The organism is Brevundimonas sp. UBA7664 (assembly GCF_002483305.1).
Lineage (GTDB): Bacteria > Pseudomonadota > Alphaproteobacteria > Caulobacterales > Caulobacteraceae > Brevundimonas.
In genome coordinates, this window is sequence record NZ_DLHQ01000059.1 from 729 (window position 1) to 19598 (window position 18870).

At 68.5% G+C, this 18870-nt stretch carries 27 protein-coding genes and 1 pseudogene; 19 read left to right on the top strand and 9 right to left on the bottom strand.

Going from position 1 to position 18870, the window contains the following annotated elements:
* The 6 genes and pseudogenes from B2742_RS13760 to B2742_RS13785 all read left to right on the top strand — a co-directional run.
* Positions 1 to 81, top strand: a pseudogene (locus B2742_RS13760) (30S ribosomal protein S13); the annotation flags it as partial.
* Between the two features lie 9 nt (positions 82 to 90).
* On the top strand, positions 91 to 480 hold the full coding sequence (gene rpsK / locus B2742_RS13765) for a 30S ribosomal protein S11 (protein ID WP_013268944.1): 390 nt from the start codon (positions 91 to 93) through the stop codon (positions 478 to 480).
* Between the two features lie 87 nt (positions 481 to 567).
* On the top strand, positions 568 to 1587 hold the full coding sequence (locus B2742_RS13770; RefSeq protein ID WP_292067347.1) for a DNA-directed RNA polymerase subunit alpha: 1020 nt from the start codon (positions 568 to 570) through the stop codon (positions 1585 to 1587).
* A gap of 102 nt (positions 1588 to 1689) precedes the next feature.
* The gene (rplQ, locus tag B2742_RS13775; RefSeq protein ID WP_292030110.1) at positions 1690 to 2109 is read left to right on the top strand and encodes a 50S ribosomal protein L17; all 420 of its coding nucleotides are present in this window, start codon (positions 1690 to 1692) and stop codon (positions 2107 to 2109) included.
* A 229-nt stretch (positions 2110 to 2338) separates the two neighbouring features.
* On the top strand, positions 2339 to 3412 hold the full coding sequence (locus tag B2742_RS13780) for a sensor histidine kinase (protein ID WP_292067349.1): 1074 nt from the start codon (positions 2339 to 2341) through the stop codon (positions 3410 to 3412).
* Positions 3409 to 3867: a GNAT family N-acetyltransferase gene (locus tag B2742_RS13785; protein WP_292067351.1), complete on the top strand. Its 459-nt coding sequence runs from the start codon at positions 3409 to 3411 to the stop codon at positions 3865 to 3867. Before B2742_RS13780 ends, B2742_RS13785 begins: the two co-directional genes overlap by 4 nt.
* 5 nt (positions 3868 to 3872) lie before the next feature.
* Here B2742_RS13785 and B2742_RS13790 read toward each other — a convergent pair whose 3' ends face one another.
* Genes B2742_RS13790 through B2742_RS13810 form a run of 5 tightly spaced genes read right to left on the bottom strand, consistent with a single transcriptional unit; the run spans position 3873 to position 6643 of the window.
* Positions 3873 to 4745 (bottom strand): ABC transporter permease subunit, encoded by an 873-nt coding sequence (locus tag B2742_RS13790; protein ID WP_292067353.1) that lies wholly within the window; start codon positions 4743 to 4745, stop codon positions 3873 to 3875.
* Positions 4735 to 5646, bottom strand: coding sequence for an ABC transporter ATP-binding protein (locus B2742_RS13795; RefSeq protein WP_292067355.1), 912 nt, complete (start codon positions 5644 to 5646; stop codon positions 4735 to 4737). Before B2742_RS13795 ends, B2742_RS13790 begins: the two co-directional genes overlap by 11 nt.
* A 48-nt stretch (positions 5647 to 5694) precedes the next feature.
* Positions 5695 to 6087, bottom strand: a complete 393-nt coding sequence (locus tag B2742_RS13800; RefSeq protein ID WP_292067357.1) for a bleomycin resistance protein — start codon at positions 6085 to 6087, stop codon at positions 5695 to 5697.
* On the bottom strand, positions 6084 to 6419 hold the full coding sequence (locus B2742_RS13805; RefSeq protein WP_292067360.1) for a DUF5615 family PIN-like protein: 336 nt from the start codon (positions 6417 to 6419) through the stop codon (positions 6084 to 6086). The genes B2742_RS13800 and B2742_RS13805 overlap by 4 nt, the downstream gene beginning before the upstream one ends.
* Positions 6416 to 6643 (bottom strand): DUF433 domain-containing protein, encoded by a 228-nt coding sequence (locus B2742_RS13810; protein WP_292067362.1) that lies wholly within the window; start codon positions 6641 to 6643, stop codon positions 6416 to 6418. Before B2742_RS13810 ends, B2742_RS13805 begins: the two co-directional genes overlap by 4 nt.
* Before the next feature lie 189 nt (positions 6644 to 6832).
* Between B2742_RS13810 and B2742_RS13815 the strand changes: the two genes are divergently transcribed.
* Positions 6833 to 8206 carry a trypsin-like peptidase domain-containing protein gene (locus B2742_RS13815; RefSeq protein WP_292067626.1) on the top strand — a complete coding sequence of 458 codons (1374 nt, stop codon included), beginning with the start codon at positions 6833 to 6835 and terminating at the stop codon, positions 8204 to 8206.
* Between the two features lie 3 nt (positions 8207 to 8209).
* Here the strand turns inward: B2742_RS13815 and B2742_RS13820 are convergent, their stop codons facing one another.
* Positions 8210 to 8638: a VOC family protein gene (locus B2742_RS13820; protein ID WP_292067364.1), complete on the bottom strand. Its 429-nt coding sequence runs from the start codon at positions 8636 to 8638 to the stop codon at positions 8210 to 8212.
* 73 nt (positions 8639 to 8711) lie between these two features.
* On the opposite strand from B2742_RS13820, the gene B2742_RS13825 reads away from it, so the two are divergent.
* The 6 genes from B2742_RS13825 to B2742_RS13850 all read left to right on the top strand — a co-directional run bounded on the left by B2742_RS13825 (position 8712) and on the right by B2742_RS13850 (position 12662).
* Positions 8712 to 10019, top strand: a complete 1308-nt coding sequence (locus B2742_RS13825) for a replication-associated recombination protein A (RefSeq protein ID WP_292067366.1) — start codon at positions 8712 to 8714, stop codon at positions 10017 to 10019.
* Positions 10016 to 10390: a VOC family protein gene (locus B2742_RS13830; protein ID WP_292067368.1), complete on the top strand. Its 375-nt coding sequence runs from the start codon at positions 10016 to 10018 to the stop codon at positions 10388 to 10390. The genes B2742_RS13825 and B2742_RS13830 overlap by 4 nt, the downstream gene beginning before the upstream one ends.
* A 62-nt stretch (positions 10391 to 10452) precedes the next feature.
* Positions 10453 to 10899: a hypothetical protein gene (locus B2742_RS13835; RefSeq protein WP_292067370.1), complete on the top strand. Its 447-nt coding sequence runs from the start codon at positions 10453 to 10455 to the stop codon at positions 10897 to 10899.
* A complete protein-coding gene (locus B2742_RS13840) occupies positions 10896 to 11339 on the top strand; it encodes a hypothetical protein (protein ID WP_292067372.1) in 444 nt (147 codons plus the stop codon). Before B2742_RS13835 ends, B2742_RS13840 begins: the two co-directional genes overlap by 4 nt.
* 40 nt (positions 11340 to 11379) lie before the next feature.
* Entirely contained in the window at positions 11380 to 12105 is a 726-nt protein-coding gene (locus B2742_RS13845) for an RluA family pseudouridine synthase (RefSeq protein WP_292067374.1), read from the top strand.
* Between the two features lie 56 nt (positions 12106 to 12161).
* Entirely contained in the window at positions 12162 to 12662 is a 501-nt protein-coding gene (locus B2742_RS13850; protein ID WP_292067377.1) for a CC0125/CC1285 family lipoprotein, read from the top strand.
* 135 nt (positions 12663 to 12797) lie between these two features.
* Here B2742_RS13850 and B2742_RS13855 read toward each other — a convergent pair whose 3' ends face one another.
* The 3 genes from B2742_RS13855 to B2742_RS13865 all read right to left on the bottom strand — a co-directional run bounded on the left by B2742_RS13855 (position 12798) and on the right by B2742_RS13865 (position 14847).
* Complete coding sequence (locus B2742_RS13855; protein ID WP_292067378.1) at positions 12798 to 14015, bottom strand: hypothetical protein; 1218 nt, start codon at positions 14013 to 14015, stop codon at positions 12798 to 12800.
* Between the two features lie 142 nt (positions 14016 to 14157).
* The gene (locus tag B2742_RS13860) at positions 14158 to 14595 is read right to left on the bottom strand and encodes a DUF2214 family protein (RefSeq protein ID WP_292067380.1); all 438 of its coding nucleotides are present in this window, start codon (positions 14593 to 14595) and stop codon (positions 14158 to 14160) included.
* A gap of 9 nt (positions 14596 to 14604) precedes the next feature.
* Positions 14605 to 14847: a hypothetical protein gene (locus B2742_RS13865; RefSeq protein ID WP_292067382.1), complete on the bottom strand. Its 243-nt coding sequence runs from the start codon at positions 14845 to 14847 to the stop codon at positions 14605 to 14607.
* 208 nt (positions 14848 to 15055) lie between these two features.
* Here B2742_RS13865 and crcB point away from each other — a divergent pair, with 208 nt between their 5' ends.
* From crcB to B2742_RS13895, 6 genes are all read left to right on the top strand, one after another.
* Entirely contained in the window at positions 15056 to 15451 is a 396-nt protein-coding gene (crcB, locus tag B2742_RS13870; protein ID WP_292067384.1) for a fluoride efflux transporter CrcB, read from the top strand.
* Positions 15448 to 16482 carry an RluA family pseudouridine synthase gene (locus B2742_RS13875; protein ID WP_292067385.1) on the top strand — a complete coding sequence of 345 codons (1035 nt, stop codon included), beginning with the start codon at positions 15448 to 15450 and terminating at the stop codon, positions 16480 to 16482. Before crcB ends, B2742_RS13875 begins: the two co-directional genes overlap by 4 nt.
* Entirely contained in the window at positions 16479 to 17153 is a 675-nt protein-coding gene (locus B2742_RS13880; RefSeq protein WP_292067388.1) for an HAD-IA family hydrolase, read from the top strand. Before B2742_RS13875 ends, B2742_RS13880 begins: the two co-directional genes overlap by 4 nt.
* 7 nt (positions 17154 to 17160) lie before the next feature.
* Positions 17161 to 17925 (top strand): ATP12 family chaperone protein, encoded by a 765-nt coding sequence (locus B2742_RS13885; protein WP_292067393.1) that lies wholly within the window; start codon positions 17161 to 17163, stop codon positions 17923 to 17925.
* A 79-nt stretch (positions 17926 to 18004) separates the two neighbouring features.
* Positions 18005 to 18451 carry a hypothetical protein gene (locus B2742_RS13890; protein ID WP_292067394.1) on the top strand — a complete coding sequence of 149 codons (447 nt, stop codon included), beginning with the start codon at positions 18005 to 18007 and terminating at the stop codon, positions 18449 to 18451.
* Positions 18448 to 18774, top strand: a complete 327-nt coding sequence (locus B2742_RS13895; protein ID WP_292067396.1) for a winged helix-turn-helix domain-containing protein — start codon at positions 18448 to 18450, stop codon at positions 18772 to 18774. The genes B2742_RS13890 and B2742_RS13895 overlap by 4 nt, the downstream gene beginning before the upstream one ends.
* The last annotated feature ends 96 nt before the right edge of the window (positions 18775 to 18870 follow it).

Here is an 18870-nt window from a genome sequence, read left to right on the forward strand (position 1 = left end):
CCGGTCCGCGGCCAGCGCACCCACACCAACGCCCGCACCCGCAAGGGTCCCGCCAAGCCGATCGCCGGCAAGAAGAAGTAAGACAGACACATGGCCAAGGAACCGGGTCGCGTAAAGAAGCGCGAGCGCAAGAACATCACCTCGGGCGTCGCCCACGTGAATGCGTCCTTCAACAACACCATGATCACGATCACCGATGCCCAGGGCAACGCGATCTCGTGGTCGTCGGCCGGACACATGGGCTTCAAGGGTTCGCGCAAATCGACCCCCTACGCCGCCCAGATGGCCGCCGAAGACGCGGGCAAGAAAGCCCAGGAACACGGCGTCAAGACGCTGGAAGTCAACGTCTCGGGTCCCGGTTCCGGCCGTGAGTCGGCCCTGCGCGCCCTGCAGTCGGTCGGCCTGACCATCACCACCATTCGCGACGTCACGCCGATGCCGCACAACGGTTGCCGTCCGCCCAAGCGCCGCCGCGTCTAAGCGATTTCAACCGACTGACTATCTCCGCCGGTCCTGCCGCTCCTGACGAGGCGCGAGGGACCGGCGCTCCGTTTTCGAGGGACACCCATGATCGAACGTAACTGGCAAGAGCTGATCCGTCCCGAGAAGCCGCAGATCGAGGCGAGCTCCGACCCGCAGCGCAAGTCGCGCCTGGTCGCCGAGCCCCTGGAACGCGGTTTCGGCGTGACGCTCGGCAACGCCCTGCGCCGCGTTCTCCTGTCGTCGCTGCAAGGCGCCGCCGTGACTGCGATCCAGATCGACGGTGTGGTCCATGAATTCTCGTCGCTGGAAGGCGTGCGCGAGGACGTGGTCGACATCGTGCTGAACATCAAGCAGCTGGCGCTGCGCATGCACGCCGAAGGCCCCAAGCGCATGACCCTGCGCGCCACGGGCCCCGGCCCCGTGACGGCTGGCCAGATCGACGTCCCTTCGGACATCGAGGTGCTGAACCCCGACCACGTGATCTGCACGCTCGACGACGGCGCCTCGGTGCGCATGGAACTGACCGTCCAGAACGGCAAGGGCTATGTTGCCTCCGAGCTGAACCGTCCGGAAGACGCCCCGATCGGCCTGATCGCCGTCGACGCCCTGTATTCGCCGGTCAAGCGCGTCGCCTATCGCGTCGAGCCGACCCGTCAGGGCCAGTCGCTGGACTATGACAAGCTGATCCTCGAGGTCGAGACGAACGGCGCGGTCTCGCCGGTGGACGCCGTGGCCTACGCCTCGCGCATCCTCCAGGACCAGCTGCAGATCTTCATCACCTTCGACGAGCCGAAGAAGGCCGTGGAAGCCGTCGACGGCAAGCCCGACCTGCCGTTCAACCCGGCCCTGCTGAAGAAGGTGGACGAGCTGGAACTGTCGGTCCGTTCGGCGAACTGCTTGAAGAACGACAACATCGTCTACATCGGCGACCTGATCCAGAAGACCGAGGGCGAAATGCTTCGCACCCCGAACTTCGGCCGCAAGTCGCTGAACGAGATCAAGGAAGTTCTCGCGACGATGGGCCTCTCGCTCGGCATGGATGTGCCGAACTGGCCGCCCGAAAACATCGAAGACCTGGCCAAGAAATTCGACGACCAGATCTAGTTTCAACCCTCCGCCCTTGATCCTTCGGGATCGCGGAGCGGTTAGAATGTGAGAACCCCAGGTCCGGTGCTCCGGAAACCAGGGTGAGTAGGAGAGACCCCGATGCGCCACGGCGCCGCCTATCGCAAGCTCGGTCGTACGAGCGCACACCGGACCGCCATGTTCGCCAACATGGCTGCGTCGCTGATCAAGCACGAGCAGATCACGACCACGCTTCCCAAGGCGAAGGAACTGCGTCCCTTCGTCGAGAAGCTGGTCACGCTCGCCAAGAAGGGCGACCTGCACGCGCGTCGTCAGGCCATCAGCCACGTCCGTGACGTGCCGCAGGTGGGCAAGCTGTTCGAAACGATCGGCCCGCGCTACGCCGACCGCAACGGCGGCTACATCCGCATCATGAAGGCCGGCTACCGTCACGGCGACAACGCCGCGATGGCCGTGATCGAGTTCGTCGATCGCGACACCGCCGCCAAGGGCCTGGACTCGGGTCCGGTCTATGCCATCGAGGGCGACGAAGAAGCGTAAGCACGCTTCCCGTCTGGGGCTTGAGAAAAGGGCGGTCCGCGCACAGCGGGCCGCCCTTTTTCATCAGCGCCAGGGAAGGACGGGCAGGCCCTGGCTGTCTGTCCGGGCGGCCCGCCGCCAGTGGCCGCCGCCGGACCCCGGGTGATGCACCGATGGCCAATGTCGGGGAGATCCTCTAGACAGACGCGGAAGGGGCCTCGCGGTAGTGGCGGACTCCGGGGTGGTATGGATGTCCTCGGCAGAGTTCCCCGTAAGCCTTGAGGGGGCTGACCTTTCCGTCGCCCTCGAGCAGGATCGGTTCAAACAGTTCCTCGACCAGATTCCGATCGCGGTGGCGGTCTCGGAACTCGTCCCGGTCGAGAAGGTGATCTACGCCAATCACCAGTTCGAGCGCCTGTCGGGCCAGCTGAACGCGGCGGTTCTCGGCAAGGGATGGCAGGGCCTGCCGGGGGCGGCTCTCGGGGCGGAATCACCCGTATCGCTCGGTCAGGCGATCGTCGACGGAGCCGACTACCTCGGCACTTTCAACATGCCTCACAACGACGGCAGCATGCTGGTCGACGCATGGTCGAGCCTCATCGAGGATGACGAGGGCGCGCCGGCTTTCAGACTGGTGGCGCTCGTCGCGGCGGCCACCCGGACACCGTCGATCCTCGAGCAGCTCGAGGAACAGGTCCTGGAAAAGGACACCCAGCTGAAGGAACTTCAGCACCGGGTCCGAAACAACCTTCAAATGATCACCGCGCTCATCCGGGTCGAGGCGCGGGGTGTTTCGGACCGCACGACGGGCGAGGGTTTTGATCGGCTCGCCGGGCGGGTCGAGGCCCTCGGCCTGCTATACCGCGCGTTGAGCGAGAACGAAGGCGACGGAAAGGTCGACCTCGGGATCTATCTGAGCGAGATCGCCTCGGCCGTCATGCGGGCTCACGCCGTGGAGGGAGTCCACCTCGATCTGCAGGTCGATATGTGGCCGGTCTCCCTCGATGTCGCCATGCCGGCAGGGCTCGTGGTCAATGAACTCATGACCAACACGCTCAAGCACGCCTTCAAGGACGCGTCCGGCGGTGCGATCACCCTGCATAGCAAGATCGACGGGGCGGGGGGATGCCGGATCGTCGTCGCGGACGACGGGATCGGTCTGCCGGCGGGATACGCCTGGCCCAAACAGGGCAAGCTGTCGGCGCTGATCGTTCGGTCCCTGCTGCAGAACGCGAGCGCCCGGATGGACGTGCAATCCACGCCCGGCCACGGCATGAGGGTCGAGATCGTCTTCTTGAGTGGAGACGCGACGAGGGTGCGATGATCGACATCGTCTCCTACCGCCCCATCCACGCCGCTGCATGGCGGTCGCTGAATGAGGACTGGTTGCGGGCCGGCGGCTATGCGCTGGAGGCCAAGGACCAGCTTGTCCTCAGCGACCCGCAGGGCGTCATTCTCGACAGGGGCGGCCACATCTTCATCGCAGAGCGCGACGGCGCGCCGGTCGGCTGCTGTTCGCTGATGGCGATGGCCGACGGCGGCTTTGAGGTGGGCAAGATGGCCGTCACTGAGGGCGCGCGGGGCCTCAACCTCGGCTGGCGGCTGCTTGAGGCCTGCGAGGCGGTGGCGCGGGGGCAGGGTGCGCCGCGCCTGTATCTCGAGACCAATGCGGCCCAGACCCACGCCATCGCCCTGTACCGCCGCTTCGGCTTCGTCGATCTGCCGCCGCAGCCGACGCCCTATGCGCGCTGCAACGTCTGGATGGAGAAGCCGCTCTGAGACGGCTATTCCTTCGACAGGTCCTGACGCCGGAACCAGGCCAGGGCTGCGGCCAGCGGGACCAGTGTCCACAGGCCGACGCTGATCCAGGCCTTGACCGCCAGGCCGGCCGGCAGGGCCGCGGCCTCCGCGCCGCCCTTGATGATGGCCTGGATTGTATCGGTCGCCGCGGCCGGGTTGAGCAGTACTGACAGCCAGGCGTCGGGCAGGACGCCCATGGGCATCAGCATCTGCGGCGTGAAGAACTGCGCCACCCCGACGACCAGCGGCACGAACAGCGCCGCCAACAGGGACCGGGTCGCCACCGCCGCCAGCATGCCCATCATCGCGAACTGGATGATGCGCAGCCACGACAGGCCAAGGAAGGCGATGAACTGTCCCGCCGCCTCGGCGGTCACGGCAAAGGTCAGGGTCCGTTCGAACACCGCGGCCTTGATCAGGTTCTCGATGACGCCCGCCAACAGCATCGCCGTCATCGCCGCCAGGGCCAGCCCCGCGGTCACGGCCAGCTTGCCGAGAAGCAGATTGGCCCGGCTGTTGCGGGCGCTGATCAGACGCCAGGTCTCCCAGCGGTAGTCGCCGGCGTAGATGGTCGCCGCCCCGATCAGCACGAACAGCAGGACCAGCGGATTGGCCAGGTTGGCGGCGGACGTCACAAGGGCGTCGGCCAGGTCCAGCGTCCCGCGCCCCAACGCCTCCTTCAGTTCGGCCGGCATCTTCTCGTCGCCGAGGATCTTGGTCTCGCTGCCCTTGAGCACGAAATTGGTCACCGCCCCGATCACCAGGGAGATGATCGGCACGAACATCACGCTCCAGAACAGGGCGGTCCTGTTCTTCGACAGGCGGAAGCCTTCGGCGCGGATGGCGTCAACCAGCATGGATGGTCTCCGGCGCCTGCACGGCGCCCGTCTCGGTGAAGAAGATGGCTTCGAGGTCTGTCCCGACCCAGCGGGCTTCGCTGATGTCGATCCCGGCCTCGACCAGGGCGCGGATCAGGGCCGGGCCTTCCGCGCGCGGAATGTCGGCCAGCGCGGCCTCGCCGTCACGCACGCCCCTGGCGCCCAGCACCGCCAGGACCTTGTCGATCGGCCCGGCCGACAGGCGCAGGCGCTCGCCCACGGCGGTCAGTTCGCTGACGGCGCCTTCGCGCACCAGCTTGCCCTTGTTGAGGATGGCGACGCGGTCGCAGACGCGCTGGACCTCCAGCAACTGGTGGCTGGCCAGCACGACGGTGAGGCCGTCGTCATTGGCGAGGCTGCGGATCAGGGCGCGCATCTCCTGGATGCCGGGGGGATCCATGCCGCTGGTCGGCTCATCCAGAATGATCAACTCAGGCTTGCTGATCAGGGCGGCGGCCACGCCGAGGCGCTGCATCATGCCGACGGAGAAGCCACGCACCTTGCGGTCCGCCGCCTCGGTCAGGCCGACCCGCTCCAGCCAGTACGGTATGTCCGCCGTACCGGTGATGCCATGCTCCAGCGCCAGCCAGCGCAGCACCTGCCGCGCGGTCAGATAGGGGGGATAGCGCGGAGTCTCGATCATCGAGCCCGTCAGGCGCATGTGGGCGATGTCGCCGACCGGTCCGCTCATGATGGTCGCCGTGCCGTCTGTCGGCCGGATCAGGCCCAGCAGGATGCGGAACAGGGTCGACTTGCCGGCCCCGTTGGGCCCCAGCACGCCATAGACCCCGCCGCGCGGAATGGAGAGGTCGAGCCCGTCGAGGGCGCGGACAGTGCCGTAGGTCTTGGTCAGGCCTCGGGTTTCGATAACAGCGGTCATGACGGCAGCTTGACCTCGCCCGCTGGCGCCGCGCAAGGCGTCCCGGCATTAAGGATTCGCAACCTCGGCCTGCGGGATGGCCATGCCGAAGGCGATCAGCTCTCCGTCGGGGGCCAGGACCAGCAGTTCGCGCTGGCCATAGGGCTTGTCCGCCGGCCCGTGCACATCGGCGGGCGGCAGGGTATCCAGCTTCGGCTTCAGCTCGGCGTAAAGGGCGTCCACATCGCGCACGTCGATATAGTGGGCGAACCGCCGATGACCGGCGGGGACCTCGTCGCCCTCGGCCTCCAGCAGGCGGAAACCGACCGTTTCGCGGTGAACATAGGCATAGCCGGGCATCCTGAACGGCACGCTGAACCCGAGGATGTCGGTGAAGAAGTCCAGCGCCTTCCGCAGGTCAGCAACGTGCAGGAAGGGGGTCACCTGAATGAAATTGGTCATGGGCGACCCACCTCGATCAAATGTATCTGTTCGCGCAGACGCGCCTCGATCTCAGGCCAGCGGGGGTCAAGCCAATTCAGCAAATTCTGGCGGGTTGCATTGCCGAGCCTGACCCAGACAACCTGAGGCCCATTCCGACGGGCCGACGCCCAGATGGCGAAATCGCGATCCTTGGTGACGATGATCCTGCCCTCGCGACGCGCGATATCCCATATCGTCGCGTCGCTGACACCGACCCCGCCGAGATCGACTATGTGGGAGGCTTGATGGCCGCGGTCTTCGATCCAGGTCGTCAGCGCCGGCGGTAGCTGGGCGTCGACCAGGAACTTCACGCGGCGACGACAGCCGTGTCGCCGATCGAGGCGGCCGCATAGGCGATGCTGGCGCGGATGTCGTCGGCTTCGAGATAGGGAAAGTCGGTCAGGATTTCCTCGGCGGTTGCGCCGCCGGCCAGCATGTCGAGCACGTCCTGGACCCGCATGCGGGTGCCGCGCAGGCAAGGACGCCCGCCGCACTGTTGGGGGTCAAGGGTCACGCGGGACAGCAGGTCGCTCATGGGCCCAATCTACACCAAGACGAACTTCAGCCAAAGGCTGGGCGCGGCCGAACATCCCCCTTAGGCTCTTGGCCAGCCGGAACGTCAGGAATCAGCAGCCGTTCTCCAGCCTCCGGCGCCTTGATCCTGTCCCAAAGGCGGGGCCGAATGGCCGGGGTTGAGCCTGACTGAACGACCGACTGGATGATGATGAAGACCCGAAGCCTCGCGATCGCCCTCGCCCTGACGCTCGCCGCCTGCGGCCAGCCCAATGACACCCGGGCCCAGGACGGCGTGTTCGCCGAGAACCGGGTCGTCCCCGGCGACGCCCTGGCGATGAAATCCAGCTTCGCCCCGGTCGTGCGCACCGCGGCCCCGGCCGTGGTCAATATCGCCGCCGTCGGGACGCAGCAGGTGCGCGATCCCTTCTGGGGCATTCCGGGCCAGCGTCAGACCGGCTCGGTCGGCTCCGGCGTCATCGTCCGGGCGGACGGGGTGGTGGTGACCAACAACCATGTCATCGAGGGCATGCAGCGCATCCGGGTGACCCTCAGCGACCGGCGCGAATTCTCGGCCCGGGTGGTCCTGGCCGACGAGCGTTCGGACATCGCCGTCCTGCAGCTGGAAGGCGTCGAGGAACGCCTGCCCACTCTCAACATCGACGACCGCGAGGAACAGCAGGTCGGCGATCTGGTGCTGGCCATCGGCAATCCGTTCGGGGTCGGCCAGACCGTGACCAACGGCATCATCTCGGCCCTGAACCGAACCGAGACCGGCATTTCCGACAGCGGCTCCTTCATCCAGACCGACGCGGCCATCAACCCGGGCAATTCGGGCGGCGCGCTGGTCGACATGGACGGCGACCTGATCGGCATCAACACCGCCATCTTCTCGCGGTCCGGATCGTCGTCAGGCGTCGGCTTCGCGGTGCCGGCCTCCATGGTCAAGCGCGTCGTCGATTCCGCCGTCGGGGGCGCCACCGTTGTGGTGCGGCCGTGGCTGGGCGTGAAGGGCGAAGGCGTCAGCGCCGACATCGCGCGCAGCCTCGGTCTCGACCGGCCCCAGGGCCTGGTGGTCACCGAAGTTTATGCCGGCGGTCCGGGCGCGCGCGCCGGCCTGCGCGAGGGCGACGTCATCACCGCCATCGACGGGTCGGAGATCAACGACCAGGGCGGTCTGAATTTCCGCATCGGCACCCGCGCGCCGAATGAGACGGTGGCGGTCACCGTGCTGCGCGACGGACGGACCGAGACGCTGAACGCCCGGGTGCAGCCCCTGCCGGGAAATGCGGACCTCGACAATGCGACGGTCGTCAGCTCCGGCGGCCTTTCGGGGGCCCAAGTGCTGGTCCTCAACCCCGCCCTGGCCGACAGCCTGGGCGGCGACCCCTTCGCCAGCGGCGTGATCGTCGGCCGGGTGCAGCGCGGCAGCTACGCCAACCGGATCGGCCTGCAGGGCGGCGACATCATCCTGGCGGTCAATGGCCGCGCCGTGACGTCGGTGCAGCAGCTGGCCAACGTCGGCCGCGGCTCGGAGCTGACCATCAACCGCCGCGGACAGCGGCTCAACGGGGTGATCCGCTAGGCCTCAGCCCTCCTGTTTCCGGATCGGCGAACCGATCGACCAGGTGTGGCCGAACGGATCGCGGAGCTGGCCGTAGCGGTCGCCCCAGAACTGGTCCGAGAGCGGAAACACGGGGATGCCGCCCGCGAGGATGGCCCGGTTCCACCATTCGTCGGCGTCATCGACCTGGAGGTGGATGATGACCCCCTTGGGGACGATGTCCGGCTCGTGGCCGTATTCGGGGAATTCGTCGTGCAGCAGGACGTCGCCGCCGTTGATCCGCAGCCAGGCATGCATCAGCCGCTCGCCGTCCTCGGCCAGCATGCGCCGCACTTCCTCGGCCCCGAAGGCGCGGGTGTAGAACTCGATCGCCGCCTGCCCGCCGCGTGAGGGGATGGTCAGGTGAGGGACGATGCCCGTCGTCGGACCCTGTGCGTTCCGGTCGTCAGCCATGTCGCGCTCTCCTCGCTGCGCGGCCACACTAACGCGTGAAATGCGCGCCCGGAACGCCTATCTCTGACCCCGCATGACCGACCTGTTCGAAGCCTCCGGCATCCATCCCCCCGACGCGCCGCTGGCCGACCGGCTGCGGCCCCGCACCCTCGACGAGGTCGTGGGCCAGGATCATCTGCTGGGGCCGGGCGGACCGATCCGGCGCATGGTCGAGGCCGGACGTCTGGGGTCGATGATCCTGTGGGGGCCGCCGGGCACCGGCAAGACCACCATCGCCCGCCTGCTGGCCCAGGCCGCCGGCTACCAGTTCCAGCAGATCAGCGCCGTCTTCTCCGGCGTCGCCGACCTCAAGAAGGCGTTCGAGGCCGCCCGCATGCGTCGCGCCGCCGGCCAGTCGACCCTGCTTTTCGTCGACGAGATTCACCGCTTCAACCGCGCCCAGCAGGACGGCTTCCTGCCGTTCGTGGAGGAGGGGATCGTCACCCTCGTCGGGGCCACGACCGAGAACCCGTCGTTCGAGCTGAACGGGGCGTTGCTGTCCAGGTCGCAGGTCTATGTGCTGAAGCGGCTCGACGATGCGGCGCTGGATCAACTGTTGATTCGTGCCGAGACGCAGGAGGGCAAGACTCTGCCGCTGACCCCGGAATCGCGCCACGCCCTGCTGGCCCTCGCCGACGGCGACGGCCGCTATCTGCTGACCATGTCCGAGGTGCTGTTCGACCTGACCTCGACCGAGCCGCTCGACGTCCAGGCCCTCGCCGGCATCCTGCAGAAGCGCGCGCCCGCTTACGACAAGAGTCGAGAAGAACACTATAACCTCATATCCGCACTGCATAAATCCGTTCGAGGTTCCGACCCCGACGCCGCCCTCTACTGGCTGGCGCGGATGCTGAACGGCGGCGAGGATCCGCTGTATCTGGCCCGCCGCATCGTGCGGATGGCGGTCGAGGACATCGGCGAGGCTGACCCCCTGTCCCTGCTGGTCGCCAATGCGGCCAAGGATACGTACGACTTCCTCGGCAGCCCCGAGGGCGAACTGGCGCTGGCGCAAGCCGTGGTCCATCTGGCCACCGCGCCCAAGTCGGTCGGCGTCTACGAAGCCTTCAAGGCGGCCAAGCGGGCGGCGGCGGAGACCGGCTCGCTCATGCCCCCGGCCCACATCCGCAACGCCCCGACCAAGCTGATGAAGTCGCTCGGCTACGGCAAGGGCTACCAGTACGACCCCGAGACCCCCGAGGGCTTCTCCGGCGCCAACTTCTTCCCCGACGGGATGGATCGCCGCACCTTCTACGCCCCGAAAGGCGAGGGGCATGAGGCCAAGGTGAAGGAGCGGCTGGAGCGCTGGGCGGCCATGCGGGCGGCGCGGAAGGGCGACGAATGAACCTCAACCAGGTCACCGTCGAGGTCGCCGACATCCGCCGTGCCCGCGCCTTCTATCAGCGGCTCGGGCTGGAGCTGATCGTGTCCAGCGACCACTACGCCCGCTTCCTCTGCCCGGGCGGCGCGACCTTCTCGATCCACCTCGCCGAGGCGCCCGCGCCGGGCGGGACGATGGTCTATTTCGAATGCGCCGATCTCGATGCCCGGGTTGCCGCCCTGAAGGCGGCCGGGATCGTCTTCGACAGCGACCCGGCGGATCAGCGGTGGCTCTGGCGCGAGGCCCGGGTGCGCGACCCGGACGGCAACGGCCTTTGCCTGTATTTCGCCGGCGAGAACCGCGTGAACCCGCCGTGGCGGGTCCAGGCGGGCTAGCGTTGCCGTAACGCCGGTTTTGGGTCTAGCTTCCGCCCATCGATCAACCTTGGGAGGGGAAGATGAGCGATACGATGAAGGCCGCGACGCCGTGGCATCTCTGGGCGGTGGGCGTGATCTCGCTGCTGTGGAACGCCTTCGGCGGCTATGATTTCGTGATGAGCGTGACCCAGGGCGAGACCTACTGGCGCGCCTCCGGCATGACCGACGCCATGGTCGCCTATTACAATGCCATGCCGACCTGGATGTATGTTCCGTGGGTGCTGGGGGTCTGGGGCGCGGTGGCGGGGTCGATCCTGCTTCTGATGCGTAACAGGCTGGCGGCGCCCGCCTTCGCCCTGTCCCTGATCGGCGCCGTGGTGAGCCTGGGTTACGGGCTCGCCAATCCGATGCCGCCGCTGCCCGAGGCCATGGCCATGATGAGCTACATGCCCTGGGTCATCGCCGCCATCGCCGCTGTTCTGGCCGCCTACGCCTGGACCATGGGCAAGAAGGGGGTGCTGTCGTGAGCGGCCTGGGACAGACCGTCCGCACGCCTTGGCACCTCTGGGTCGTCGGGGTCCTGGCCCTGCTGTGGAACAGCTTCGGCTGTGTCGACTATTTCATGACCCAGACCCGCATGGACGAATGGTTCGCCCAGATGGGCATGACCGCGGCGCAGGTCGAATATTTCAAGGCCATGCCGATGTGGACGCACGCGGCCTGGGCGATCGGTGTCTGGGGCGGCGCCCTCGGCGCCATCCTGCTGCTGCTGCGCCGCAAGCTGGCCCTGCCGGTGTTCGTGGCCTCCTTCCTCGGCTGGTTGGCGGGCGCGGTCTACGCCTTCGCCCTGTCGGACGGGATGCAGGCCATGGGCTCGATGTGGCCGATGCAGATCATCATCGGCGTCGCCTGCCTTTTCTTCATCTGGTACGCCCGGATGATGAGCCGGAACCGCGTGCTGCGCTGAGGGGCTGACGGACGGTCGGTCTTTCGCCTATGCAGGCGCGGTGACCGACCGTACCCCCGTTTCCCTGTCCGAGGCCGAAATCGTCGCCGTCCGCTCGTGGGTGATCCACGAGGACGAGGCGGTCATCGCCTTCAACAAGCCCGCGGGCCTGTCCAGCCAGGGCGGGCGCATCCAGGCGCATACGCTGGATGACCTGCTGTGGGCCTTCGCCCGCTCGAACGGCAAACGGCCCGACCTGGTGCACCGGCTGGACCGCGACACCTCGGGCGTGATCCTGGCGGCGAAGACCAAACCGGCGGCGGGTTTCCTCGGCAAGGCCATGCAGGCGCGGCGGTTCAAGAAGACCTATCTGGCCCTGCTGTCGGCGGCGCCCGAGCCGAGGGCGGGGACCATCGACACGCCCCTGCTGCGTCAGGAGATCGGCCGCGAGAGCTATATGCGCGCTGTCGCCCCCGACACGCCCGGCGCCGTGGCCGCGCTGAGCCGCTATCGCACCCTGTCGGCCACCGACGACGGCGCTCTGGTCGAGCTCGACCCCGCCACCGGGCGGATGCACCAGCTGCGCGTCCACATGGCCTCGATCGGCCGCCCGATGGCCGGGGACGCCCGCTACGGCGGGGCCCTGACCTTCGCCGGGCGAGGCGCTCCACGGCTGATGCTGCACGCGGCGAAACTGGTGTTTCCCCATCCCGACGGCGGCTACCGCACCGTCGAGGCGCCGCCGCCCGAGGATTTCGAGGCGCTGAAGGCGGCGGCGGGGCTGTAGGCTTCGGAACCACGCAGTCCGCCTCGCGCTATCCCACAGACGCCCGGAGAGCCGCCATGAACCGTCTGACCCTGCCCCTGATCGCCGCCGCCGGCCTCGCCCTGTCGGCCTGCGCCAGTCTCGCACCCTACGGCGCCCAGATGGGACCGGGCGGGCAGGGCTATGCCGAGCAGCGGATCGAATCCAATCGCTACCGGGTGACCTACAGCGGTGTCGGCGCGCCCGGGCCGGTGGCCGACTACGCCCTGCTGCGCGCCGCCGAACTGACCACCGCCCAAGGCTATGACTGGTTCGAGGTGACCCAGCGCTGGATTGACGGCCGGCCGGACAGCGCCGGCGGCATGCGCCCCAGCGTCGGCGTGAGTTACGGCTCGGGGCGGTCCTCGGGTCGATACGGCAGCTATTCAAGCTCCGGCGTCGGCGTCGGCGTCGGCCTGAATTTCAGCGGCCCCTCGCCGACCTCGACCACGTTGGAAGTGGTGATGGGGAACGGCCCGCGCCCCGACCGCCCCCACGCCTATGACGCCCGGGGCGTGCAGGACAATCTGCGGCGATAGGAAGTGGCTGGTGGTGAGTGATTGGTGGCTGGCCACAGCTGTGCGACGGCGCGGTCGGCGTCGCCTTCCGCCACCGGAAGTGCAGCAGCGCGAACCACGAGCCACTAGCCACTATCCACTGGCGGCGCAGCCGCCTCAGCGCCCGCCGCGCGTCAGGGCCCGGTATTCGACCAGCCGCTCCTTGTCGCGCCGCACCTGGTCGGCGACGGCGTTGTCGACGTCCAGCGAGGCGTAGCGGACCCAGCCGTCGACGCCCAGCTTGTCCTGGATCGCGGCCGTCGGCGTGCGCCAGCGGAAATAGGACAGCCAGCTGACCAGAACGCCGAGCACCGCGGCCAGTCCCTGCAGGGCGCGGAAACCGGCCTCGCCGGTCGCCGCCGGCGGCGTCTCGAGCGCAAGCACCGCCAGGCCGACGATCAGCACCAGCGGGGTCATGATCCGCTGTGCCCAGCGCATCCAGTAGCGTTCGCGGCGCACGCGCCACAACTCCATCTGGACGTGCTTTTCGAGGTATTCCATCCGCGCGCCCAGCCACATGGTCAGCCGGGTCAGATACATGGCGCGCTGGCCCCAGCCCTTGCCGTCCTGCTGGAACTGGGTTTCGGCTTGGTCGGCCATGGCGCGGGCGGTGGTGAACAGGTTCTGCAGTTCGCGCGTCCGCTGCACGATCTCGCGCGACAGCTCGTAGGAGTCGTTCTCGATCTGGAACCGGTACTGGATGAACAGCACCGCCTGCAGACCCCAGTAGAGGCCGAAGGCGGCCAGCATCGCCCCGGCGGCGAGGCCCAGGCCCATGGCTTCGGATCCGGTCCAGTCCCTGAACCAGCCCGGGCCGAGGATGGCGAGGGCGGCGAAGGCGGCCAGCGCCCCGGCCTGGCTCAGCCGCTTGACAGTGACGTGGACGATCAGGGCCCGGAACACCCGGCGACCATAGCCGTGAATCCGGCTGCGGATGTCGGTGTCGACCGGGAAGCGTTCCTCGATCTGCCGGCTGAACAGGACGTGGAAGCGATCGGGCTTTCCGTCGGTCTCCCAGAACGGAAAGATGTCCAGCGGCTGGTTGAAATATTCGTCGATGTGCGACGAGACGATCGCCTCGGCCTCGGGCGTGGCGGCGAAATACTCGCTCTCGGAGATCGGGCGCAGGATCCCGTCGCCCCCGCGAAGCGGCGCGCGACCGTGGCTCGGGGTCGGCGGGGGGACGGCCCGGTTGGGACTGTCCTCGGCTCCGCGCGGGGGCGGGTTGGGCGTGGCGTGCAGCCGGGCGTCCTCGCCGTGGCCGCCGTGGCCGCCGTCGTGCGGGGCGCCGTGCCCGTGGCCATCGTGACCGTGGTTGTGATCGTCGTGCGACATGGCGCTTCGGCGGTCCCTTGAATCAACAGCCCGGCAGTATGGCAGATCGCGCCGCCGGGCCGACGGCGTTCCCCCTGGGCGCGAAGCGGCGCCGCTGTCAGGTATCGCCGTTAACCGTAGGTCCCGGCAAGTGAAGTTTCAGTCAGAACGGGTACCGCGCCATGGCGGCGGCGCAGGCCAGCAGCGGAACAAGCAGCAGGGCCTCCAGTCCGACCCACAGCCGCGCCCGTTTCAGCTCGCCGGCCGGGGGGGTGTAGGCGGCGCCGGCGGCGGCCTTGCGCCAACGGAAGAACAGCAGCGTGGGCCCGATCGACAGCAGGCCGATGGCGACGAAGGCGGCGATCTTGCCCCAGAAGAACGGATTCTCGGCATAGAAGTCCCAGCCCTTGCCGCCCCAGATTACACGGCAGACGCCGATTGCGAGTACCAGGCCCGCCGTCATGCCGAAGCGGGAATCCAGCCGGACCAGCCGGACCGGATCGACCGTGGCGGTCTTCAACAGCACGCCCTCCATGGCCAGAACGGCGACGAGGCCGAAGACCGCGACGTGGTGCAGTATGGCGAGAAGGAGGTCAGTCATGGATCACGCTCAAAGGGCAGGCCGAGAAGTTGGCAGGGTGCTGGTGGCGTCGCAATCGAACCGTCCGATGACGTCACCGGTGAACAAGTGCGTCGTCTCCAGTCCTCCCACGACGTCTATCCGAGCGACCTGATGCTCGAGAAGACAGCGGGCGCCCGGCGAGGGCAGGGGGGCGTCGCCGCTCATGAAGGGCGCGTAGAAGGCGCGGCCCGCGCCATCCTCCGTTCGCGTCATGATCAGGACGGCGGTCATCAGGATCCCCGACCCAACTCCGGGGGACGGGCCGCGCCCGGTCACCGTGACGGTCGATGTCGCTTCGACGCGGGGCGCCTGAACCAGAGCCACGAAAGCCCGCAGTTCCTCCTGGCTGGGCTGAGCCGGAGGCGGCGGTTCCTGAAACAGCATTTCGCAATCCCTCCTGCCTCACAGAGACGGCCATGATGTGTATAAGCCCCGCATCATGACACGTCTTCTCATCGTCGCAGCCGGGGGCGCCCTCGGGGCCGTCGCCCGCTACGGGGTCGGCGTCTGGGCCCGGCGCCTGTTGCCGACCGCCCAGTGGCCTTGGGCCACGCTGACGGTCAATGTCGTCGGCGGCCTGCTGATGGGGCTGCTGGCCGGCTGGCTGGCCTTCCGCGGCGGCGCCCACAGCGAGAGCCTGCGCCTGTTCGCCGCCGTCGGCGTGCTGGGCGGCTTCACCACCTTTTCGGCCTTTTCGCTGGAGGCGGCGCTGATGATCGAGCGCCGTCAATTGGCCATGGCGGGCGGTTACGTCGCCGCCTCGGTGGTCCTGTCGATCGCCGCCCTGTTTATCGGCCTGATGGTCGCCCGCCGCGCCTTCGGAGCCGCCCTTTGACTGACGAACCTATCCAGGAAGCGGAACCCGCCCCCAAGCGCGAGGTGCTGACCATCTATGTCGCCGAGGCCGAGGACGGCATCCGGCTCGACCGCTGGTTCCGCCGGCGCTGGCCGCACCTGTCCAACATCCAGGTGCAGAAGATGGCCCGCAGCGGCCAGATCCGCGTAGACGGCGCCCGCATCAAGCCCGAAGGCCGCCTGACCGCCGGCGCCGCCGTGCGCGTCCCCCCGATCCCCGACGACACCTCGCGTCAGGCCGGCGACGTCCACACCCTGTCCCCTCAGGATATAAAGTTCGCCAAGTCGCTGGTCCTCTACGAGGACGATATGGTCATCGCCATCAACAAGCCCCACGGCCTCGCCGTCCAGGGCGGCACCAAGACCAGCCGCCACGTCGACCGGCTGCTGTCGGCCTGGGGGGAGGGGATGGACCGCCCGCGTCTGGTGCACCGTCTCGACCGCGACACCTCCGGCGTCCTGCTGCTCGGCAAGGGCCCCGAGGCGGCCAAGCGGCTGGCGGGGGCCTTCGCCCGGCGTCAGGCGAAGAAGACCTACTGGGCCATCGTCATCGGCAACCCCAAGCCCGCCGCGGGCCAGATCGACATGCCGCTGAAGAAGACCGGCATCAACGACTTCGAGATGATGCGCCCGGCCGACCGCAAGGACCCGCGCGCCGAGCCGGCCGAGACCGCCTTCGCCACCATCAGCCGGGCCGCCCACCGCGCCAGCTGGATGGCCCTGCGGCCCTTCACCGGCCGGACCCACCAGCTGCGCGCCCACATGGCCGGCATCGGCCATCCGATCCTCGGCGATCCCAAATACGGGGACGAGAAGTCGAAGGAGCTGTCCGGCCCGTTGAAGCTGCAGCTGCATGCCCGCAGCATCGAGCTGGAACACCCGCGCGGCGGCATGCTGAAGGTCGAGGCGCCGCTGAGCCCGGAAATGCGCGCCGGCATGGCCCATTTCGGCTTCGAGGAGTCCGAGGGCGACGAGAGCGATCCGTTCGAAGGGGTGCGCCGCCAGCGATGAGACCCCTCGCCGTTTTCGACATCGACGGAACCCTCGTCGACAGCCGCGCCTCGATCCACCGCGCCGCCTGCGAGGCGGCGCGCGACATCGGCCTGCCCGAGCCGGACTATGACCGCGTCCGCCAGATCGTCGGCCTGTCGCTGGATCACGCCATGGCGGTGCTGGAGCCGGGGCTCGACGCGCCGACCCTGGCCCGTTTCGTCGCCGGCTTCCGCGCCAGCTTCAACCGCATGTACGAAGAGGGGCACGAGGAGCCGCTCTATCCGGGGGCCATGGAGACCATCCGCCGCCTGCACCGCGACGGCTGGCGGCTGGCGCTCGCCACCGGCCAGAACCGCCGCGGCGTGGCCCGCAATCTGGCGCGCGAGGGCTGGGCCGACCTGTTCATCTCGTCCCACTGCGCCGAGGACGGGCCCGGCAAGCCCGATCCCGCCATGCTGCACGCCGCCATGGCCGCGTGCGACGCCTGTCCGGCCACGACGCTCATGATCGGCGACACCGCCCATGACATCCAGATGGCGATCAACGCCGGCGTCCTGCCGCTGGGCGTCGCCTGGGGCTTCCATACGGTCGAGGAACAGCAGGCCGCCGGGGCCCGACACGTCGCCCGATCCTTCGCCGAACTGACCGTGGTGCTGGACGGCTTCGCCGACCTGACCCGCGCCGCCTGAGACCGTCATGAGCCACATTCCGCCCCTCGATCCCAATGTCGCCGCCCGCAAGGGCTTCCGCGAGTCCGAGGAGCGCCTCAAACGCTTCTGGACCGCCGTAGACTTGGCGGAAGGGGAAGGCGGCTGGGCCGTGACGCTGGACGGCCGCACGCCGAAGACCCCGGCCCACGCAAAACTGGTCCTGCCGACCGGGGCCGCCGCCCGCCTCGTCGCCGATGAGTGGGCCGCCCAGGGCGAGTTCATCGATCCGGCGGCCATGCCCGCCACCCGCCTGGCCTCGACCGCCATCGACCGCGTCAGCCAGGTCCGCGAGGCCGTGGCCGAGGAGATCGCCGCCTTCTCCGGCTCGGACCTGCTCTGCTACCTCGCGGAGCATCCCACCTCGCTGGCCGTCGAACAGGCGCGCGAGTGGACGCCGTGGCGCGACTGGGCGGCGATCGAGCTGGGCGTGGTGTTGGAGCCCGCCGAGGGCATCGTCCACCGCCCTCAGGACCCGGCCGCCATCGCCCGCGTCGCCGAACTGGCCCTGCGCCTCGACGACTTCTCCCTGACCGGCCTGGCCCTGGCCACACCCCTGCTGGGGTCGGCGGTTCTGGCGCTGGCGGTTCAGCGCGGCGTGCTGGCCGGTGAGGCCGCCTTCGAACTCAGCCGCCTCGACGAGGCCTTCCAGGAGCGCCAGTGGGGCGTCGACGCCGAGGCCGCCGAACGCACCGCCGCCCGCCGCGCCGAGGCCAAGCTGCTGGACCGCTGGTTCAGGGCGCTGGAAGACTGATTTTCCAAAGTGGAAAATAATCACTTGCCGTGATGGAAAGTCATGATACGCTTTCCATATTGGAAAGTGAGAGTTCGCCATGACGCAAGACCCCAGCCCCCAGGAAGCCCTGGCTTCGATCCAGGCCGCCCGCACCGGCGTGGCCTCCGTCGCCGACTACCCGATCGGCTATGACATCCTGTACGGCGCCGTCTGCGCCCTGCTGGTCGCGGGACCGGGCCTCCCGCACCCGTGGTCCATCGTCATCATCCCGGTCGCCATGGCCGGTCTGGCCTGGATGGTGACCGCCTGGCGAAAGAAGTTCGGCTGGTGGGTCAGCGGCTATTCGCCGAAGCGGGCGCGCTGGGTGTCTTACGGACTGGGCGTCGTCTTCCTCGCCCTGGCCTTCCTTTCGGTTCGCGGTCAGGGCGCGGGCCCCGACTGGCTCTTCCTTGTCTCCGGCGCCCTCGGCTTCGTCGCCGCCATCATCGGCAACCGCCTTTGGATGCACGTGTGGCGCAAGGAACTGGCGGAGGGGCCGCAGTGAGCGCCGTCCCCGTCTTCGACCCCGTCATCCATGCCCCCGGCCGGCTGCAGATCTGCGCCATCCTGTCGGGCGTCGACGACGCCGAGTTCGCCATGATCCGCGACCGTATCGGCGTCTCGGACTCGGTCCTGTCCAAACACGTCAAACAGCTGGAGGAGGCGGGCTACGTCGCCCTGACCAAGGCCCCCTTCGACGGCCGCCAGCGCACCTGGCTGGCCCTGACCGGCCAGGGCCGCAGGGCCTTCGCCGCCCACGTCGCCGAACTGCAGCGGCTGGCGGCGATGACGGCGCCGCAACCGATGGGGCAGGGCTTCTCGGGGTAGCCCGCGCAGGTTCATCACGAAGGACACAAAGGATCCACAAAGGGCACGAAGACGCCGGTGGATCGCCGCGCAGCGGCAATCCTGATCTGTGCAGGA

What these genes read in the sequence shown, in the direction of transcription:
- B2742_RS13890 (WP_292067394.1), top strand. Translation starts at nt 18,005, where the DNA reads ATGACGCAAGACCCCAGCCCCCAGGAAGCCCTGGCTTCGATCCAGGCC.
- B2742_RS13860 (WP_292067380.1), bottom strand. Translation starts at nt 14,595, where the DNA reads ATGACTGACCTCCTTCTCGCCATACTGCACCACGTCGCGGTCTTCGGC.
- B2742_RS13785 (WP_292067351.1), top strand. Translation starts at nt 3,409, where the DNA reads ATGATCGACATCGTCTCCTACCGCCCCATCCACGCCGCTGCATGGCGG.
- B2742_RS13810 (WP_292067362.1), bottom strand. Translation starts at nt 6,643, where the DNA reads ATGAGCGACCTGCTGTCCCGCGTGACCCTTGACCCCCAACAGTGCGGC.
- B2742_RS13815 (WP_292067626.1), top strand. Translation starts at nt 6,833, where the DNA reads ATGAAGACCCGAAGCCTCGCGATCGCCCTCGCCCTGACGCTCGCCGCC.
- rpsK (WP_013268944.1), top strand. Translation starts at nt 91, where the DNA reads ATGGCCAAGGAACCGGGTCGCGTAAAGAAGCGCGAGCGCAAGAACATC.
- B2742_RS13865 (WP_292067382.1), bottom strand. Translation starts at nt 14,847, where the DNA reads ATGACCGCCGTCCTGATCATGACGCGAACGGAGGATGGCGCGGGCCGC.
- crcB (WP_292067384.1), top strand. Translation starts at nt 15,056, where the DNA reads ATGACACGTCTTCTCATCGTCGCAGCCGGGGGCGCCCTCGGGGCCGTC.
- B2742_RS13770 (WP_292067347.1), top strand. Translation starts at nt 568, where the DNA reads ATGATCGAACGTAACTGGCAAGAGCTGATCCGTCCCGAGAAGCCGCAG.
- rplQ (WP_292030110.1), top strand. Translation starts at nt 1,690, where the DNA reads ATGCGCCACGGCGCCGCCTATCGCAAGCTCGGTCGTACGAGCGCACAC.
- B2742_RS13795 (WP_292067355.1), bottom strand. Translation starts at nt 5,646, where the DNA reads ATGACCGCTGTTATCGAAACCCGAGGCCTGACCAAGACCTACGGCACT.
- B2742_RS13780 (WP_292067349.1), top strand. Translation starts at nt 2,339, where the DNA reads ATGTCCTCGGCAGAGTTCCCCGTAAGCCTTGAGGGGGCTGACCTTTCC.
- B2742_RS13820 (WP_292067364.1), bottom strand. Translation starts at nt 8,638, where the DNA reads ATGGCTGACGACCGGAACGCACAGGGTCCGACGACGGGCATCGTCCCT.
- B2742_RS13825 (WP_292067366.1), top strand. Translation starts at nt 8,712, where the DNA reads ATGACCGACCTGTTCGAAGCCTCCGGCATCCATCCCCCCGACGCGCCG.
- B2742_RS13830 (WP_292067368.1), top strand. Translation starts at nt 10,016, where the DNA reads ATGAACCTCAACCAGGTCACCGTCGAGGTCGCCGACATCCGCCGTGCC.
- B2742_RS13850 (WP_292067377.1), top strand. Translation starts at nt 12,162, where the DNA reads ATGAACCGTCTGACCCTGCCCCTGATCGCCGCCGCCGGCCTCGCCCTG.
- B2742_RS13800 (WP_292067357.1), bottom strand. Translation starts at nt 6,087, where the DNA reads ATGACCAATTTCATTCAGGTGACCCCCTTCCTGCACGTTGCTGACCTG.
- B2742_RS13885 (WP_292067393.1), top strand. Translation starts at nt 17,161, where the DNA reads ATGAGCCACATTCCGCCCCTCGATCCCAATGTCGCCGCCCGCAAGGGC.
- B2742_RS13855 (WP_292067378.1), bottom strand. Translation starts at nt 14,015, where the DNA reads ATGTCGCACGACGATCACAACCACGGTCACGATGGCCACGGGCACGGC.
- B2742_RS13790 (WP_292067353.1), bottom strand. Translation starts at nt 4,745, where the DNA reads ATGCTGGTTGACGCCATCCGCGCCGAAGGCTTCCGCCTGTCGAAGAAC.
- B2742_RS13835 (WP_292067370.1), top strand. Translation starts at nt 10,453, where the DNA reads ATGAGCGATACGATGAAGGCCGCGACGCCGTGGCATCTCTGGGCGGTG.
- B2742_RS13880 (WP_292067388.1), top strand. Translation starts at nt 16,479, where the DNA reads ATGAGACCCCTCGCCGTTTTCGACATCGACGGAACCCTCGTCGACAGC.